Source organism: Microbacterium sp. TNHR37B, assembly GCF_001620065.1.
Classification (GTDB): domain Bacteria; phylum Actinomycetota; class Actinomycetes; order Actinomycetales; family Microbacteriaceae; genus Microbacterium.
Genome location: NZ_LQGV01000001.1, coordinates 1,444,252 through 1,459,641, shown reverse-complemented (window position 1 = coordinate 1,459,641; position 15,390 = coordinate 1,444,252). Strand labels below are relative to the sequence as shown.

Annotated in this window: 18 protein-coding genes; 15 read left to right on the top strand and 3 right to left on the bottom strand. The window is 70.7% G+C overall.

Annotated features, from left to right (window positions below; genetic code table 11):
- Positions 1 to 67 precede the first annotated feature (67 nt).
- Positions 68 to 1,507 (top strand): dihydrolipoyl dehydrogenase family protein, encoded by a 1,440-nt coding sequence (locus tag AVP41_RS06980; protein WP_197464266.1) that lies wholly within the window; start codon positions 68 to 70, stop codon positions 1,505 to 1,507.
- A 6-nt stretch (positions 1,508 to 1,513) separates the two neighbouring features.
- Here AVP41_RS06980 and AVP41_RS06975 read toward each other — a convergent pair whose 3' ends face one another.
- A complete protein-coding gene (locus AVP41_RS06975) occupies positions 1,514 to 1,891 on the bottom strand; it encodes an HNH endonuclease (RefSeq protein WP_067162879.1) in 378 nt (125 codons plus the stop codon).
- Between the two features lie 46 nt (positions 1,892 to 1,937).
- Positions 1,938 to 2,606 carry a TetR/AcrR family transcriptional regulator gene (locus tag AVP41_RS06970; protein WP_067162422.1) on the bottom strand — a complete coding sequence of 223 codons (669 nt, stop codon included), beginning with the start codon at positions 2,604 to 2,606 and terminating at the stop codon, positions 1,938 to 1,940.
- Between the two features lie 137 nt (positions 2,607 to 2,743).
- Here AVP41_RS06970 and AVP41_RS06965 point away from each other — a divergent pair, with 137 nt between their 5' ends.
- The 14 genes from AVP41_RS06965 (at position 2,744) to AVP41_RS06900 (ending at position 15,084) form a co-directional block, all read left to right on the top strand.
- Positions 2,744 to 3,400, top strand: coding sequence for a DUF4386 domain-containing protein (locus tag AVP41_RS06965; protein WP_067162420.1), 657 nt, complete (start codon positions 2,744 to 2,746; stop codon positions 3,398 to 3,400).
- A 1-nt stretch (position 3,401) separates the two neighbouring features.
- Positions 3,402 to 4,481: a DNA glycosylase AlkZ-like family protein gene (locus tag AVP41_RS06960; RefSeq protein WP_067162418.1), complete on the top strand. Its 1,080-nt coding sequence runs from the start codon at positions 3,402 to 3,404 to the stop codon at positions 4,479 to 4,481.
- Complete coding sequence (locus tag AVP41_RS06955; RefSeq protein WP_067162416.1) at positions 4,478 to 4,993, top strand: DUF427 domain-containing protein; 516 nt, start codon at positions 4,478 to 4,480, stop codon at positions 4,991 to 4,993. Before AVP41_RS06960 ends, AVP41_RS06955 begins: the two co-directional genes overlap by 4 nt.
- Before the next feature lie 2 nt (positions 4,994 to 4,995).
- The gene (locus AVP41_RS06950) at positions 4,996 to 5,820 is read left to right on the top strand and encodes an SDR family NAD(P)-dependent oxidoreductase (protein ID WP_067162876.1); all 825 of its coding nucleotides are present in this window, start codon (positions 4,996 to 4,998) and stop codon (positions 5,818 to 5,820) included.
- 305 nt (positions 5,821 to 6,125) lie between these two features.
- Positions 6,126 to 7,124 (top strand): LacI family DNA-binding transcriptional regulator, encoded by a 999-nt coding sequence (locus AVP41_RS06945; protein WP_067162414.1) that lies wholly within the window; start codon positions 6,126 to 6,128, stop codon positions 7,122 to 7,124.
- Positions 7,121 to 8,044 carry a ribokinase gene (locus AVP41_RS06940; RefSeq protein ID WP_067162412.1) on the top strand — a complete coding sequence of 308 codons (924 nt, stop codon included), beginning with the start codon at positions 7,121 to 7,123 and terminating at the stop codon, positions 8,042 to 8,044. Before AVP41_RS06945 ends, AVP41_RS06940 begins: the two co-directional genes overlap by 4 nt.
- Before the next feature lie 68 nt (positions 8,045 to 8,112).
- Positions 8,113 to 9,162, top strand: a complete 1,050-nt coding sequence (locus AVP41_RS06935; RefSeq protein WP_067162410.1) for a nucleoside hydrolase — start codon at positions 8,113 to 8,115, stop codon at positions 9,160 to 9,162.
- A 100-nt stretch (positions 9,163 to 9,262) separates the two neighbouring features.
- On the top strand, positions 9,263 to 10,108 hold the full coding sequence (locus AVP41_RS06930) for a histidine kinase (protein ID WP_067162408.1): 846 nt from the start codon (positions 9,263 to 9,265) through the stop codon (positions 10,106 to 10,108).
- 6 nt (positions 10,109 to 10,114) lie between these two features.
- Positions 10,115 to 10,894: an energy-coupling factor transporter transmembrane component T family protein gene (locus AVP41_RS06925; RefSeq protein ID WP_067162406.1), complete on the top strand. Its 780-nt coding sequence runs from the start codon at positions 10,115 to 10,117 to the stop codon at positions 10,892 to 10,894.
- Entirely contained in the window at positions 10,891 to 11,739 is an 849-nt protein-coding gene (locus tag AVP41_RS06920; RefSeq protein ID WP_067162403.1) for an energy-coupling factor ABC transporter ATP-binding protein, read from the top strand. Before AVP41_RS06925 ends, AVP41_RS06920 begins: the two co-directional genes overlap by 4 nt.
- Entirely contained in the window at positions 11,736 to 12,554 is an 819-nt protein-coding gene (locus tag AVP41_RS06915; RefSeq protein ID WP_067162400.1) for an energy-coupling factor ABC transporter ATP-binding protein, read from the top strand. The genes AVP41_RS06920 and AVP41_RS06915 overlap by 4 nt, the downstream gene beginning before the upstream one ends.
- Complete coding sequence (locus tag AVP41_RS06910) at positions 12,551 to 13,390, top strand: EamA family transporter (RefSeq protein WP_067162398.1); 840 nt, start codon at positions 12,551 to 12,553, stop codon at positions 13,388 to 13,390. Before AVP41_RS06915 ends, AVP41_RS06910 begins: the two co-directional genes overlap by 4 nt.
- A gap of 94 nt (positions 13,391 to 13,484) precedes the next feature.
- On the top strand, positions 13,485 to 14,129 hold the full coding sequence (locus AVP41_RS06905; RefSeq protein ID WP_067162396.1) for an NAD(P)H-binding protein: 645 nt from the start codon (positions 13,485 to 13,487) through the stop codon (positions 14,127 to 14,129).
- 46 nt (positions 14,130 to 14,175) lie between these two features.
- Positions 14,176 to 15,084 carry an alpha/beta hydrolase gene (locus AVP41_RS06900; RefSeq protein WP_067162394.1) on the top strand — a complete coding sequence of 303 codons (909 nt, stop codon included), beginning with the start codon at positions 14,176 to 14,178 and terminating at the stop codon, positions 15,082 to 15,084.
- A gap of 27 nt (positions 15,085 to 15,111) precedes the next feature.
- Here AVP41_RS06900 and AVP41_RS06895 read toward each other — a convergent pair whose 3' ends face one another.
- Positions 15,112 to 15,333 carry an RNA-binding S4 domain-containing protein gene (locus tag AVP41_RS06895; RefSeq protein ID WP_082829054.1) on the bottom strand — a complete coding sequence of 74 codons (222 nt, stop codon included), beginning with the start codon at positions 15,331 to 15,333 and terminating at the stop codon, positions 15,112 to 15,114.
- Positions 15,334 to 15,390 lie beyond the last annotated feature (57 nt).

Genomic DNA, 15,390 nt, shown 5'->3' with positions numbered 1-15,390 from the left:
CGTGGTTCACCCAATCACACGTGTCCGACATGGGGGAACGGGGTGGCATACAGCGTCACACTCCGGTATGCGTGGACGAGTGGAGACTGCGACCTACGATCTGATCGTCATCGGGGCGGGACCCGTCGGGGAGAACGTGGCGGACCGTGCCGTGCAGGGTGGGCTCTCGGCGGTGATCGTGGAGAGCGAGCTCGTCGGGGGCGAGTGCTCGTACTGGGCGTGCATGCCCTCGAAGACGTTGCTGCGCGCCGGGGCGGCGCTCCGCGCAGCGAAGGACGTTCCGGGAGCCGCGGAGGCGGTGACCGGAGAGGTGGATGTCGCCGCGACGCTCCGCCGCCGCGACGAGATCGTCCACGACTGGAACGACAGCGGACAGGTGGAGTGGCTGGCCGGTGCGGGGATCGACCTCGTGCGCGGTCACGGCCGGATCACGGGCGAGCGCGAGGTCACGGTCGGCGACCGGGTGCTCCGGGCGCGGCACGCCGTCGCCGTGTGCACCGGGACTGCGTCGCTCCTCCCCGATGTGGAGGGGATCGCTGCCGCGCAACTGTGGACGAGTCGAGAGGCCACGGCTGTTCGAGAGGTGCCGCCCTCGCTCGTCATCGTCGGCGGTGGTGTCGTGGCGTGCGAGATGGCCACCGCCTTCGTCTCCTTCGGCTCCCGAGTCACCGTCCTCGCGCGTTCGGGCCTGCTGCGGGGTGCGGAGCCGTTCGCCGGCGACCGCGTGGCATCGAGTCTGCGGGCGGCGGGGGCGGATGTCCGCACCGGCGTCGACCTCGTGCGCGTCGTGCGCGACGGGAACGGCGACGTCGTCGTCACCCTGGACGACGGCACCGAGGTGCGCGCGGCGGAAGGGCTCGTCGCGACCGGTCGCGTTCCCCGCACCCAGGATCTCGGACTCGAGACCATTGGGATCGAGCCGGGCGGGTGGCTCGACGTCGACGACACGCTGCGTGTGCGCGGCCACGACTGGCTCTACGCCGTCGGCGACGTGAACCACCGAGCACTCCTCACCCACCAGGGCAAGTACCAGGCGCGAGCGGCCGGCGACGTCATCGCCGCGCGCGCTCTCGGCCGCGAGGTGGACGATGCGCCGTGGGGCGCCCACGTCGCCACCGCCGACCACGCCGCGGTGCCGCAGGTGACCTTCACCGAGCCCGAATTGGCCTCGGTGGGGCTCACCCTCGCCCAGGCGCAGCGTGCCGGTCTGCGCGTCCGCGCGCTGGACTACGACCTGTCGTGGGTGGCCGGGGCGAGCACGTACGCGCGCTCCTATGCGGGCACGGCCCGGGCCGTGGTGGACGAGGACCGCGGCGTGCTCGTGGGCGCCACCTTCGTCGGCCCCGATGTGGCGGAACTCCTCCACGCCGCGACGATCGCGGTCGTGGGGGAGGTGCCCCTCGAACGGCTCTGGCACGCGGTGCCCGCCTATCCCACGGTCAGCGAAGTCTGGCTGCGGTGGCTCGAGGCCTGGGGGAGACCGGGCGCTGCCCGGCAGGGTGACTGACGCGCGTCAGTCCTCGTCGCCGGCTCCGGGGCCGAGGAGGGCGGCCGTGACCTCGTACCAGCGGACGAGGAAGGCCGGTTCGTCGAGGCGCCGCCGGCGCATCCACGAGGTGACCTCCTCGTTGCACTTGCTCGCATTGCACGAGCGGCAGGCGGGAACGACGTTCTCCAGCGTGTAGCGGCCCCCGCGCGAGATGGGAAGCACACAGTCCTTCTGGAGTGCGGCCCCGTCCGCGCCGCAGTAGGCGCATCGCTTCCAGGCGTCGAGGATCCGGTACCACTCGTCGGCGGTGAGATCGCTCCCCGAGGCGGCGACCCGGCGGGAGCGCCGGCGCGAGGCCCGCGCGCGGCGCGACGGCGACGGGCGGGCGCGCGGGGTGGTCATGAGGAGCAGGGTATCGACCGGGCTCGCACCCGCGTCGACGGCGCGCTCACGGGTGCGAGGTCCACCCGTCGGCATGGAGGCGCGCGACGGCGTCGAGGATGAGGTCGAGGGTGAAGTCGAACTCCCCGTCCGGCTCGCACCCACCCGCCGGATGACGCGTCGCCGCGTCGGCAGCGACGGCGGCGATGTGCGGAAAGCGCTCGGCCGCTGCCCGAGCGGACTGCTCGTCGAGCGCCTCGGCGGGCGCGCGTCCGGTGAAGGCCTCGGGCGAGAACCCCCACACGCGGCTGCCGAGCGCATGCATCGCGTAATGCGTGAGATCCACCGAGAATCTCGCGGCGAGGAGGTCGCCCGTTGCCGCGTCGAGATGGGCGAGCACGGCCGGCGTCGGGTGGGGTGCCGCTTCGATCGCCCCCTGCAGCCACCCGTGCCGCCCCAGCGCGTGGCGGGCATGGCGGATCCGGGTGCGGAGGGCGTCACGCCACGGCTGGGCCGGGGGGACGGTGGGGAACCCGGCCACGACGGCATCGATCATCGCCGCGACCAGGCCCTCTTTGTCGGGGACGTGTTTGTAGAGCGCCATCGGCACGACGCCGAGCCGCGCGGCCAGCGATCGCATGCTCACGGCGTCGAGGCCCTGCTCGTCGGCCAGCGAGATCGCTTCGGCCACGACGCGGTCACGCGTCAGCCGCGGACGATCGCTGGAGGAGGGCATTGCTCCATTCTCCGCTATGCCGTCGCGACGGAGATGCTCCATGCTTGCGCAAGTGTACGCCGTATACCTAAGGTGAGAGAGTGAGTGTACGCCGTACACCTAGCGATATCGCATTCCACTTTCCCGAAGGAAGAACCATGACCGATCAGCACCGGGCCCGGATCGCGGGGGCGCTCTACCTCGCGACGTTCGCCACGTCGATCCCCGCCCTCCTGTGGAAGACCCCGTTCTTGCGAGACGGGTCAGCACCCGAGGCCGCTGCGGCGGCATCGCTGCTCGAAGTGGTCCTGGCGTTCGCCTGCGCCGGCACGGCGGTGGCCCTCTTCCCTCTTCTGCGTCGCCGCTCCGAGACGCTTGCTCTCGGATTCGTGGCGGCGCGGACGATCGAGGCGACCCTGGTGCTGATCGGCGTCGCCGTCGTGCTCGCGATCGTCGGCGGCGCAGAGCGCTCGCTGGTCCCCGTCCACGACGCCGTGTTCCTCCTCGGCCCCGGGCTGATGCCGGCGATCAACGCGGCACTCCTCGCGCCGGCGGTGATCCGGGCCCGGCTCGTGCCACGCGCCATCCCCGTCCTGGGACTGGTCGGCTCGCCGTTGTTGATGGTGTCGGCGGTGTTGTCGATCCTCGGCGCCGTGGATCAGGTCTCGGGACTGGCGGGGCTGTTGGCGCTGCCCATCGCACTCTGGGAGTTCGTCCTCGGGGCGTGGCTGCTCGCGCGGGGCGCGGGCGCTCGCCCGGGCGCCGGGGCGTCGGGCGAGGTGTCGCGACGTCGGAGGGGGTCGCTACTGTCGTGACATGCACGAGCTCAGCCGCGACGACGCGCGCCGCATCGCGGTCCGGGCCCAGCTCCTCGACGCTCAGCGCCCCGGCGACGTCGTCGAGGTGGCCGAGCAGCTGGCGGCCATCAAGATCGATCCCACCGCGGTGATCGCCACCTCGGAACAGGCCATTCCGTGGGCGCGGATCGGGTGGGCGTATGAGACCGGTCAGCTGAAGAAGGCTGTGGAAGACGACCGGCTCCTGTTCGAGTACGACGGGCACTTCCGGCCGGTCAGCCTCATGCCGGCTCTCGTCGCCCGCATGCGGCGCCGTGTCTTCCGGGCGCAAGCCGCCGAGTGGCTCACGGCCAACGCTCGCTTCCGCAGCGACGTGCTCGCACGGTTGCGCGCGGAGGGGCCTCTGCTGGCGGCACAGATCCCCGACACGAGCCAGGTGGCGCACAAGAACGAAGCCGGCTGGTACGGCTCCAATCAGGTGCCGCGCATGCTCGAGCTGTTGTCCTATCTCGGCGAGGTGGGCATCGTCCGTCGGGAGGGGCGACAGCGCGTGTGGGACATCGGCGAACGCGTCTACCCCGCCTCGCTCCCGGAGCTGAGCGATGAGGAGGCGACCCGCCTGCTGGACGAGCGCAGGCTCCAGGCGGTGGGCATCGCGCGTCAGAAGTCGTCGTGGACGCCGGTCGGGATGGCGGGTGAGGAGGCGACGGTCGAGGGAAGCGCCTGGAAGTGGCGGGTCGATCCCGCCGCCGTCGCGGCGCTCGACGACGACCCGGGCGGACGCGTCGCGATCCTCAATCCGTACGATTCGATCCTGTTCGACCGGCCTCGCTTGTCCGAACTGTTCTCGTTCGACTACGTGCTGGAGCAGTTCAAACCGGCCTCGCAGCGCCGCTACGGCTACTTCGCTCATCCGATCCTCATCGGCGACCGGTTCGTCGGCCAGCTCGACGCCGCCCTCGACAAGAAGAAGGAGAACCTCGTCGTGACCGCTATCCACGAGATGAGCCCTTTCGATGACGACGACGTCGAGATGGTGCGCGCCGAGATCCGCGATCTGGGCGGGTGGCTCGGGGTCCCGGTCGTGGGGCTGTCATGAGGTCCGGTCGGCGTCGGCCTCCCGTCACGCCCGATCCTGTCGGGCCCGGGCAGGAATCGGTGTGGAGCTACCCCCGCCCGCCACGTCTGGAAGCGGTGCCGGAGCGGGTCACGGTCGAGCTCGGCGGTGAACTGATCGCCGATACGACCGACGTCGTCCGGGTGCTCGAGACGAGCCATCCGCCGGTCTACTACCTCCCGGTCGATGCGTTCGTCGCCGGATCCCTCCGGCCGGCCGAAGGATCGTCGTTCTGCGAGTACAAGGGGATGGCCTCGTACGTCGACGTGCTGGGTGGCGGCTGGGTGCGCGAGCGCGCCGGATGGGCATATCCCGATCCGGCGCCCGGGTTCGAAGCGTTGCGCGGCCGTGTCGCCATCTACGCCGGGGCGATGGACCGGTGCACCGTGGCGGGCGAGACGGTGCAGCCGCAGCCCGGCGGGTTCTACGGCGGGTGGATCACGGCTGCCGTCGTCGGGCCCTTCAAGGGTGTGCCGGGATCGGTGGGATGGTGAGCATGAGCGGAGCGCCGCGCACGATCGTGATCACCGGCGCGAGCGACGGCATCGGTGCCGCGGCCGCGCGGCAGCTCAGCGCAGACGGGCATCGCGTCATCGTCGTCGGACGCGATTCAGAGAAGACCCGCGCTCTGGCGGGGGAGATCGGCGCCCCGTTCTTCGTCGCCGACTACGGCGACCTCGACCAAGTGCGTCGTCTGGCCGACGACCTCACGAGGGAGGCACCGACGATCGACGTGCTCGCCAACAACGCGGGGGGAGTCATGCCCTCGCCGCGCGCCGTGACCGTCGACGGCTTCGAGCGCACCTTTCAGGTCAACCATCTGGCACCGTTCCTCCTGACCCACCTCCTGATGCCGCGTCTGAGTCGTGCGGCGGTGATCCAGACCGCGTCGGTGGCTGCGCGCCGATTCGCCCGGTTCGACATCGACGATCTCCAGGGCGAGCGCCGCTGGAATCCCGGCACGGCCTACGGCAATGCCAAGCTCGCCAACATCCTGTTCACGCGAGAGCTCGATCGGAGGTACGGACCGGCGCTCTCCGCTGTCGCGTTCCACCCGGGCGTCGTCGCGACCAGCTTCGCCGCCGGCGCGGGTGGGGCGTGGGAGTTCCTGTATCACCACCCGCTGGCCCGCCGCGTGCTCACGTCGACCGAGACCGGTGGCGCCCGCCTGACCTGGCTCGCCGAGGGCGAGCCGGGGGCCCGGTGGCGTCGCGGCGGCTACTACGAGCGCAATCGGCTCGCGCGCACGAATCCGCTTGCTGACGACGTCGAGCTCGCCGCCGAACTCTGGCGCCGCAGTGCCGCCCTCCTCGGCCTCTAGTCGACATCCTCGGGGCTGATGCCGGCCCTCCGTCGGGCTCGGCCCGGCGGCGGGCCGCTCGGGACACAACGGCGGAGAGGGCGGGCGTCATGCGGCGTGTCGCGGTGGTGTGTGCGGCGTGTCGGCCTGGGGATCCGCCGCTGTGCACGCGCGGACGCACGCCGCGGTCCGCACCACCCGCGTCCCGCACCCGGCTGCCATTCGCACCCGCGGTGCGGCGAAGGGTTGCGGAAGGAACGACGGCGCCGCTATGCTCCGAATCAGCTTTAGTAAGCGCTTACGTTCGCAACGACGCGAGGGTTCTCATGGTGACGGTCTACGACGTGGCACAGGCCTGCGGCCTGTCGATCGCGAGCGTGTCCCGCGCCCTGAACGGCCAGGTCGGGGTGTCGCAGGCGACCGCGGAACGAATCCTTCGGACGGCCGACGAACTGGGGTATCAGCGCAACGAGGTCGCTCGCTCGCTCGTGGCGAAGTCGACGCAGACCATCGCCCTGCTCGTTCCCGACATCACCAACCCCTTCTTCCCGGAACTCGTCAAGGGCGTGCAGTCCGTCGCGGATGAGAACGACCTGCTGCTGCTCCTCCTCGACGCGCCCACCGATGCCGAGACTCTCCGGCCGCGTCTGGCCGCGCTTCGCCGCAAGCAGGTGGACGGCATCCTCCTGGTCGCCAGCGCTCTGGACGACGACATGGCGCACCTGTTCGGCGACACGCCTGCCGTTCTGCTCGACCGCGGCCATAGCGGCGTGCATGCGACGGTCGGAGTGGATCAGGAGGCCGCAGGCTACGACGCCACGCGACATCTCCTTGCGGCGGGGCACATCCGGATCGGGCACATCGCGGGCCCGGCGGAGCTGTCGGTGGCCCACGCGCGCCGCGCGGGGTGGCGCCGGGCACTGGAGGAGGCCGGTCTTCCCGCAGGAGAGGAGCTCGTGGCCAGTGGCGACTTCGAAGAAGAGGGCGGTCACCGGGCGGGCCAGGAACTCCTGGATCGGGTGCCGGACCTCACGGCGGTCTTCGCCGCGAACGACCTCAGCGCCATCGGGTTCCTCGCGCTGTGCGCGGAGCGGTCCATCCGCGTACCGGACGAGATGTCGGTGATCGGCATCGACGGTATCGAGCTCGCCCGCTATACGACGCCGGCGCTCACGACGATCGCACAGCCCATCCGCGAGCTCGGCGCTGCGGCGTGCCGGAGCCTGCTCGCCCAGATCGACGCCGACTCCTCCGTCCCCGACGTCACCCTGCCCACCGTTCTGATGCCCGGCGCGAGTGTCCGCGCCCGAGGAGGCTCTCGATGACCGCTTCGCGACGTGTCGTGGTGTTCGGCTCGCTCAATGCCGACATCACTTTCGAAGTGCACCGCATCCCGGCGGCGGGGGAGACCGTCGTCGCCGACGCTGTGCGTCGCGCCTCGGGCGGCAAGGGCGCGAACCAGGCGCATGCGGCCGCGCGGACGACGCGCGACGTCTCGGTGGCGATGGCCGGCGCGGTCGGAGACGACGACGCGGGGGCGCGCCTCATCGACGACCTCGCCGATGCGGGCGTCGATGTCGCTCACGTGATCCGGACGACCGGTGAGTCGGGAATGGCCATGATCGCTGTCGATCCCGACGGCCGCAATGTGATCGTGGTCGCCCCGGGAGCCAATCACCGGTGGGGGGAGCTTCCCGAACCCCCCGTCGGCGCGGGCGATGTGCTAGCCCTGCAGCTGGAGATCCCGCTGCACGTGGTGGAGCACCTCGCCCGCGCCGCTCGCACCGCCGGGGCTCGTGTCGTGCTGAACGCCGCCCCGGTCACTCCCGGCGCCGAATCCCTCCTTCCCTTCGTCGACGTGCTCATCGTCAACGAGGGTGAGGCGGAAGAGCTCCTCTCCCTGACCGCGGCCGGCGACGCCACAGCGGTGGCGGAAGCGGCGCGACGCCAGCACGTCGACCTCGTCGTCACGCTCGGCGAACGGGGCGCGATCGTCGCCTCCCGCGACGGCGACGCCAGCGTGATCCCCGCGTTTCCTGCCGAGACCGTCGACACGGTGGGTGCGGGAGACGCCTTCGTGGGGGCGATGGTCTCGGCACTGGCCGCAGGAGACGACCTCGTCGCGGCCGCGCGCCGCGGTGCGGCAGCCGGTGCTGCGACCGTCGCTGTCCGCGGGGCGCGACATCCCTCACTCACCCCCGACTTCGTCGACGGCATCCTGCGCCGCACCGCCCATCCCGCCTGACGGCCGCGACACCCGCCGCGCCGCACCGCTCTCACCCTTCACCCTCACCCGAACCGGAGGACCTCCCGATGACCGACCCGACCACCGCCCCTCGCACGCCCCTGATCGTCGACGTGGACACGGGGATCGACGACTCTCTTGCTCTCCTCTACCTGATGGCCAGTCCCGAGGCCGAGATCGTCGCGATCACCTGCACGGCCGGAAACGTGCCGGCCCGTCAGGTCGCGACCAACAATCTCGCGTGGCTCGAGCTCTGCGGCTACGACGACGTGGAGGTCGCCCTCGGTGCCGAAGTCCCGATCGTCCAGCCGCTGATGACGACCGAGGAGACCCACGGCCCCCAGGGCATCGGACACGCGGAGCTCCCGGCGCCCACCCGTCCGGTGTCGGATCGTCATGCGACCGAGGTGTGGATCGACGCGGTGCGCCGGCGTCCCGGAGAGATCGTCGGTCTGGTGACCGGCCCGCTCACCAACCTCGCGCTCGCCGTCAAGCTCTGCCCCGAGCTGCCGTCGCTGCTCAAACGTCTCGTGATCATGGGCGGCGCGTTCAACCACGCGGGCAACACGCTCCCGACCACCGAGTGGAACATCGCCGTGGATCCCGAGTCGGCCAAGATCGTCTTCGACGCCTTCTCGGGACTTCCCGCGGAGCGTCATCCCGTGATCTGCGCACTCGACGTGACGGAGCGGATCGAGATGAAGCCCGAGCACATCGCCGCCCTCGCGCGCGAAGCGGGGAGCACGCCGGAGGAGATCATCTCGCCGGAAGACCCGGAGGGCACCCGCTCGACGGCCTCCCACGCCATCGTCCGCCACCTCTCCGACGCCGTGCGCTTCTACATGGAGTTCCACCGGGCCTACGACCAGGGCTTCCTCGCCCACATGCACGACCCGTTCGCCGCCGCCGTGGCGCTGGACCCCTCGCTGGCCACCACGCGAGGCGCCACCGTCGATCTGGAGCTGGCGGGCACCCTCACCCGCGGTCAGACGGTGGCCGACTGGCGGGGGATGTGGGGCCGGCCGCACAATGCGGCCATCGTCGTCGACACCGACCCGGAGGAGTTCTTCCGTCGCGTGATCGAGCGCGTGGGGCGCCTGGCCCGCACCGTGGGCTGACGCCCGCCCCGCCGCACCGCCACCTCCCGCCCACCACCGCACCGTCTCATCGACCGCCGGATCTCCGGCACCCTCACCCGAAGAATGCAAGGAGGCATTCATGTTCAGCACCGCACCCGCGAAGACCGACGATTCGCGTCGGCTCCGCAACACCGTCCTGATCGCGATCGGCTCGGTCGTCATCGTCGCCACCTACCTCTACCTCGTGATCGGGCAGCCCGCCGAAGTCGCCCAGAGCAGCACGAGCCAGGCCTCGCTCATCGCCATCGCGGGGTACGTCATCGGCGCGATCCTGCTCGCCGCGGGATCGATCCACCGGCTCCCGACCGCGACCATCGCCATGATCCCCGTGGCGATCGCCCTGAACATCGTGGTCGGCCAGCTCGTCGCGATCCTCGGACTGCCGGTGTACATCGACTCGATCGGCACCGTGCTCGTCGCCGCGCTCGCCGGTCCTGCCGCCGGCGTCGTCACCGGCATCCTCACGAACGTGATCTGGGGGCTCACGCTGAGCCCGATCGCCCTCCCGTTCGCCGTCGTCCAGGTGATCATCGGCGTCCTGGCGGGCTACGCCGCCCGCTACGGCATGTTCCGCCGCTTCTACCTCGCCCCGATCGCCGGTGCCGTGACCGGAATCGTCGCGGCCGTCGTCTCGGCGCCGATCTCGGCGTTCATCTTCGGTGGCGCGACGGGTGGCGGAACGGGCGCCATCGTCGGAGCCTTCCAAGCCATGGGCCAGACGCTCCTCGGGGCCACAACGCTTCAGGGCCTCCTCTCCGACCCGCTCGACAAAGCGATCACCTTCACGATCGTCGTGCTCATCCTCGCCGCCCTCCCGAGCCGGTTCCGGCAGCGGTTCCCCTTCGTGCGCCAGTACCGCGTGTTCGGAAAGGCACCCGTCAGCGCGACCAGCCGCAGCGCCTCGGCAGACGAGTCCCGGAGCTGAGACGCGATGGCGTCGACACTCTACGTGGATCGGACCTCGCCGATCCATGCCCTCAACCCGGTGACCAAACTCGTGATCCTGGTCACTCTGATCGTCATCGTGTTCGCGATCCCCTTCTGGTGGGTCGCGGCGGGTGTCGTCGCCGTCGTGATCGTGCCGGCCGCCGTCGTCTCCGGCTGCGGCGGCCGGCTCGCCCGGATGGGGGTCACGATCCTGCTGCCGATCGTCCTCGTCCTGTTCGTCGTCCAGGGGCTCACCTTCCCGGGCGGCCGCACGGCCCTCTGGGCGTGGGGGCCCCTGGCCCTCACGACGGAAGGGCTGCTGTTCGCGCTCGGGATCGGATCGCGGATCGTCTGCCTCGTCCTCGCCTCGATCCTCTTCGTTCTGACGACCCACCCCGGCGACCTCCTCTCGGCCTTGACCGAGCGGGGCATGTCGCCCAAGTTCAGCTACATCATCAGTTCCACTCTGCAGCTGATCCCCGCCTTCCAGGACCGCGCGAACGGCATCCTCCTCGCCCAGCAGGCGCGCGGGCTCGCGGTCGGCAAAGGCGTGCGAGGGCGCATCGGAGCGATGATGCCGTTGCTGGCGCCCCTCGTGCTGGGCATGTTCACCGACGTGGAGGAGCGGGCGACGGCGATGGAGGCGCGCGGCTTCGGGTCGACCGCCAAGCGCACCGCCCTCACTCCGGTGCCCGATACGACCACGCAGCGGATCGTCCGCTGGACCATGCCGGTGGTCGGCGTGGCCGCCATCGTTCTTCCGATCGTGACAGGAGCATTGTGATCACCCTCACGAACATCTCGTACGCCTATCCCGATGCGGAGCATTTCGCGCTCGAGAAGGTGAACCTGCAGGTCGACCGCGGCGAGATCCTCGGCGTCGTCGGCGCGTCGGGGGCGGGCAAGACGACTCTGGCGAAGATCATCGCGGGCTTCATCCCGCATGTCGACGGCGGTGAGCTGACCGGTCGGGTGGAGGTGGATGGAGCCGACGTCTCCGACCTCAAGCTCACCGACGCCGTCGCGAAGGTCGGGCTGGTCATCCAGAACCCGTTCAACCAGATCTCGGGCGCCAAATACACCGTGCGCGATGAGATCGCGTTCGGCCTGGAGAACCTCGGAGTGCCCCGCGCGGAGATGGCCGAGCGCGTCGTCGCCGCCGCTGAGCTTCTGCGGATCGAGCATCTGCTCGACTCGTCGCCCTACGATCTGTCCGGCGGGCAGCAGCAGCTCGTGGCGATCGCCTCGATGGTCGTCCTGCGCACGCCGGTGCTCGTGATGGACGAACCGACCTCACAGCTGGACCCTGCGGGAACGCGGATGGTGTTCGACGTGCTGTCGTCGCTGCGAGACGCGGGGAGCACCATCGTCGTGCTGGAGCACAAGGTGGAGCTCCTGCGCGAGCATTGCGACCGCGTCGCGGTCATTGCGCGTGAGACGATCGCGGCGGTGGGAGCACCGCGGGAGATCCTGGCCGACCCGCGCATGAGCGAGTGGGGGATCGGGGAGACCCGGTTCACCCTCGCGGCACGCGGGGCACAGCGGCTGGGAATCCTCCCCGGCGACGGCGAGCTGCCGGTCTCGCTCGACGAAGCGGCGGCGTTCTTCGGAGAGGCGGTCGCCTCATGACCGGCGCGGCCATCGTCTTCGACGACGTCCGCTTCGCCTACCCCTCCGGGACGGAGGCGCTGCGGGGCGTCAGCCTGTCGATCGGTGCGGGCGAGCGTGTGGCCATCGTCGGGCAGAACGGGGCGGGGAAGACCACCCTGGTCCGTCATCTCAACCGCATCTTCGTTCCCACGAGCGGACGCGTGACGGTCGGGGAGCATACGACGGCCGACCGCACCATCGCCCAGATGGCCGCGCTCGTGGGCTACGTGTTCCAGAACCCGGACGAGCAGATCTTCGCCCGCACGGTGATCGCCGACGTCATGTTCGGACCGAAGAACCTCGGCGCCGACGATACCGAGGCGCGGGCGCGCGCGATGGAGGCGCTGGAGACCGTGGGCCTGGCCGGGGAGGCGGACAGCCACCCCCACCAGCTGTCGTTGTCGGAGCGGAAACGCGTCGCGCTCGCGGGCGTCCTCGCCATGCGCACACCGGTGCTGGTGCTGGACGAGCCGACCACCGGGCAGGACGCCCGGGGCGTCGAGATGATCTCGCGCGTGGTGCGGCAGGTGAGCGCCGAGGGGCGCACCGTCGTCGCCATCACTCACGACATGGACTTCTGCGTCGAGCAGTTCGACCGAGTGATCGTGATGACGCAGGGGCAGGTCCGCGCCGACGGATCGCCGGAAGAGGTCTTCGCGCAGTCCGAGGTGATCGGTGCCGCTCGCGTGGAGCCGCCGCAACTCATGCGACTGGCCGCCCGGCTCGGCTGGGACGCGCGCCCCCGAACCGTCGAGACCTTCGTGGGGACGGCCGCGCGCGAGCGTTCCTCGTGACGGCGGCCCTCGCCCTGCTGGCGGCGCTCTTCCTCGGTGTCGCGGACTTCCTCGGCGGGGTGCTCTCGCGCAGGGTCGCGCAGATCACGGTCCTCGTCCTCTCGCAGGTGGTCGCGACGGCCGCCGTCGTCCCCCGGGTGCTCCTCGAGCCGATCGGTCCCGACGCCCTGCCTGCCTACGGATGGGGTGCGCTCAGCGGCGTCGGCGCGGCCGTGGGGGTCTCCGCGCTCTATCGCGCTCTCGCCATCGGCACCATGGGCGTCGTCGCCCCGATCTCGGCGTTGGGGGTGCTCGTCCCCGTCGCCGCCGGTCTCGTCGGTGGCGACGCTCCCGGGCTGCTACTCGTGATCGGGATGATCGTGGCGGTCGTGGGATCCGTGTGCGCCAGCGGGCCGGAACTGCGCGGCCGAGGACGTGGCGGAGGGGCCAAGCCGGTGCTGTTGGCGCTCGTGGCGGCGGTGGGGTTCGGTACCAACAATCTCGCCGTGGCGTGGGGGAGCGCGTATGACATCTCCGCGACGCTGCTGGCCAATGTCCTGGTCACCCTCGGTCTCTACCTCGTGGCGCTCGCCGTGCTGCGAGTGGTCCCCAAGGCGCGCGGCCGAGACCTCGTGGGTATCGTCGCGATCGGGCTCCTCGGGTTCGTCGCGAATCTCTGCTTCGCCGTCGCGAGTGACTCCGGCATGCTTTCCGTCGTCGCCGTGTGTGCGTCGGTCTTCCCCGCCGTGACCGCGGTGCTGGGGTGGTGGGTGCTGAAGGAGCGGCTCCTCCGCGTGCAGGTACTGGGTGTCGTGCTCGTCCTCGGCGGAGTGGCGGTGGTGGCGGTCTCGCATTGACCGGCGGGGCGCGGAGGGAGTGGACCCGGCCCGCCGCGATGATGCGGCGCCTAGGGTGGATCGAGGACGATCCGGACGACAGCGAGGAGTCACCATGAGCCGCATTCTCATCATCGGAGGGCATGGAAAGGTCGCGCTCCTGCTCGCGCCGATCCTCGTCGAGGAGGGTCACACGGTGACCTCCGTCATCCGTCGTCCTGCGCATACGGGCGAGGTCGAAGCGACGGGAGCGCACGCCCTGGTCGCCGATGTGGAGACCCTCGACGTCGACCAGCTCACCAACCTCGTCAGCGGAAACGATGTGGTCGTGTGGTCGGCCGGCGCCGGTGGGGGAGACCCGCAGCGCACCTTCGCGGTCGATCGCGACGCGGCCATCCGCTCGATCGACGCAGCCGAGGTGGCCGGCGTTCCCCGCTACGTCATGGTGTCGTACTTCGGTGCGGGACCCGACCACGGTATCGATCCTGATGACCCCTTCTTCGCGTACGCCGAGGCGAAGGCCGCGGCCGACGCGCACCTGCGCGCGAGCGCGCTGGAATGGACGATCCTCGCCCCTTCCGCCCTCACCATGGACGCGCCCACGGGTCGGATCGACGTCTCCGCCTCCTCGTCGCAGCACGTGAGCCGGGCCGATGTGGCCGCGGTCATCGCGGCGGTGATCGGTGAGCCCACCGCCTCCGGTCGCACGATCTCTTTCAACAACGGGGCGACTCCCATCGCCGAGGCCGTCCGCGCCTGAGGCTGCGGTCGACGGCTCGTCGGTCGCGGCGTGTTAACGTGGCGCCGTGTCCCTTCTCATGAAGCTCACCGCGGCCGCGCTCTGGCTGACGGCGGGGAGCACCCGTCGCGATCTCTCCGGGTCCGACTACCTCCAGCGCGTGGACCCCGGCCGCGCGCCTGTCTCGGCTCCGTCCGGCATGATCGGTGCGGGCGAGCTCACCGAGTCCACGGTCGAGGGTCGCCGGGTGTGGCGCTGGGAGCCACGGGATCATGAGGCCGGCCGGGAGCTGGTCTATTTCCCGGGCGGCGGCTTCGTCAATCCGCTGGTCACGGCGCACTGGTTGATCATCCGGCGGCTGCAGGAGCAGACGAAGGCGGCCATCACGATCGCGCAGTATCCGCTGATCCCGGAGCACACGATCCATGACGCGCGCCGGTTCGTCGATGCCGTCTACGACGACGTGGCCGCGCGTGCGACGACGAGACAGCTCTTCGTCGCCGGCGATTCCGCGGGCGGCAACGTCGCCGCGACGCTTGCGCTTCGGATCCGCGACGGTGGGCGCCGCATGCCCGACGGGCTCGTCCTCCTCGCGCCGTGGGTGGAGGTGTCCATGGCAAACCCGGGGGCATGGTCCCGTCAGCGGCGTGATCCTTCGCTGCGCTGCGCGGGCCTGCGCGCGGCGGCCGTCGCGTGGGCGGCTGGTGCGTCTCTCGACGACCCGCAGCTCAGTCCCCTCCGGGACAGCGGCGCGGGACTCCCGCCGACGCTCCTCTTCCAGGGCGGTCGCGACGTCTTCCACGACGATGTCGTCGCGCTGGCGGAGAAATGGCGGTCGGCGGGCACGCGGGTGCGCCTCGTCGTGGCCGAGGATGGCTTCCATGTGTACCCCGGCGCCTTCTGGACGCGTGAAGCGCGCGACGCCTACAGCGTGGTGCGGGAGTTCGCGGCCGATCCCGCGGCGGTCACGCGCTGACCGGTCCGGTCGACTGGGAGACGGTCTTCAACCGCGGACGCGAACGGTCCGCGCGCCGAAGGTGACGAGGTCGCCGTCATTGAGCTGGCGACCGCGCCGTCGGTCGACGTCGCCGTTCACGTGCACCAGGCCGTCGATGATGGCCTCTTTCGCGTCGCCGCCGGAGTCGATGAGCCCGGAGAACTTGAGGAACTGGCCGAGGCGGATCATGTCGCCGCCGATGGAGATGTCGTCGATCGGATCCGTCACTCCAGCATGCTAGCCGCCGACATCGTGGGCGGCGATGCCTCGCTTCCCTCCCGCCGT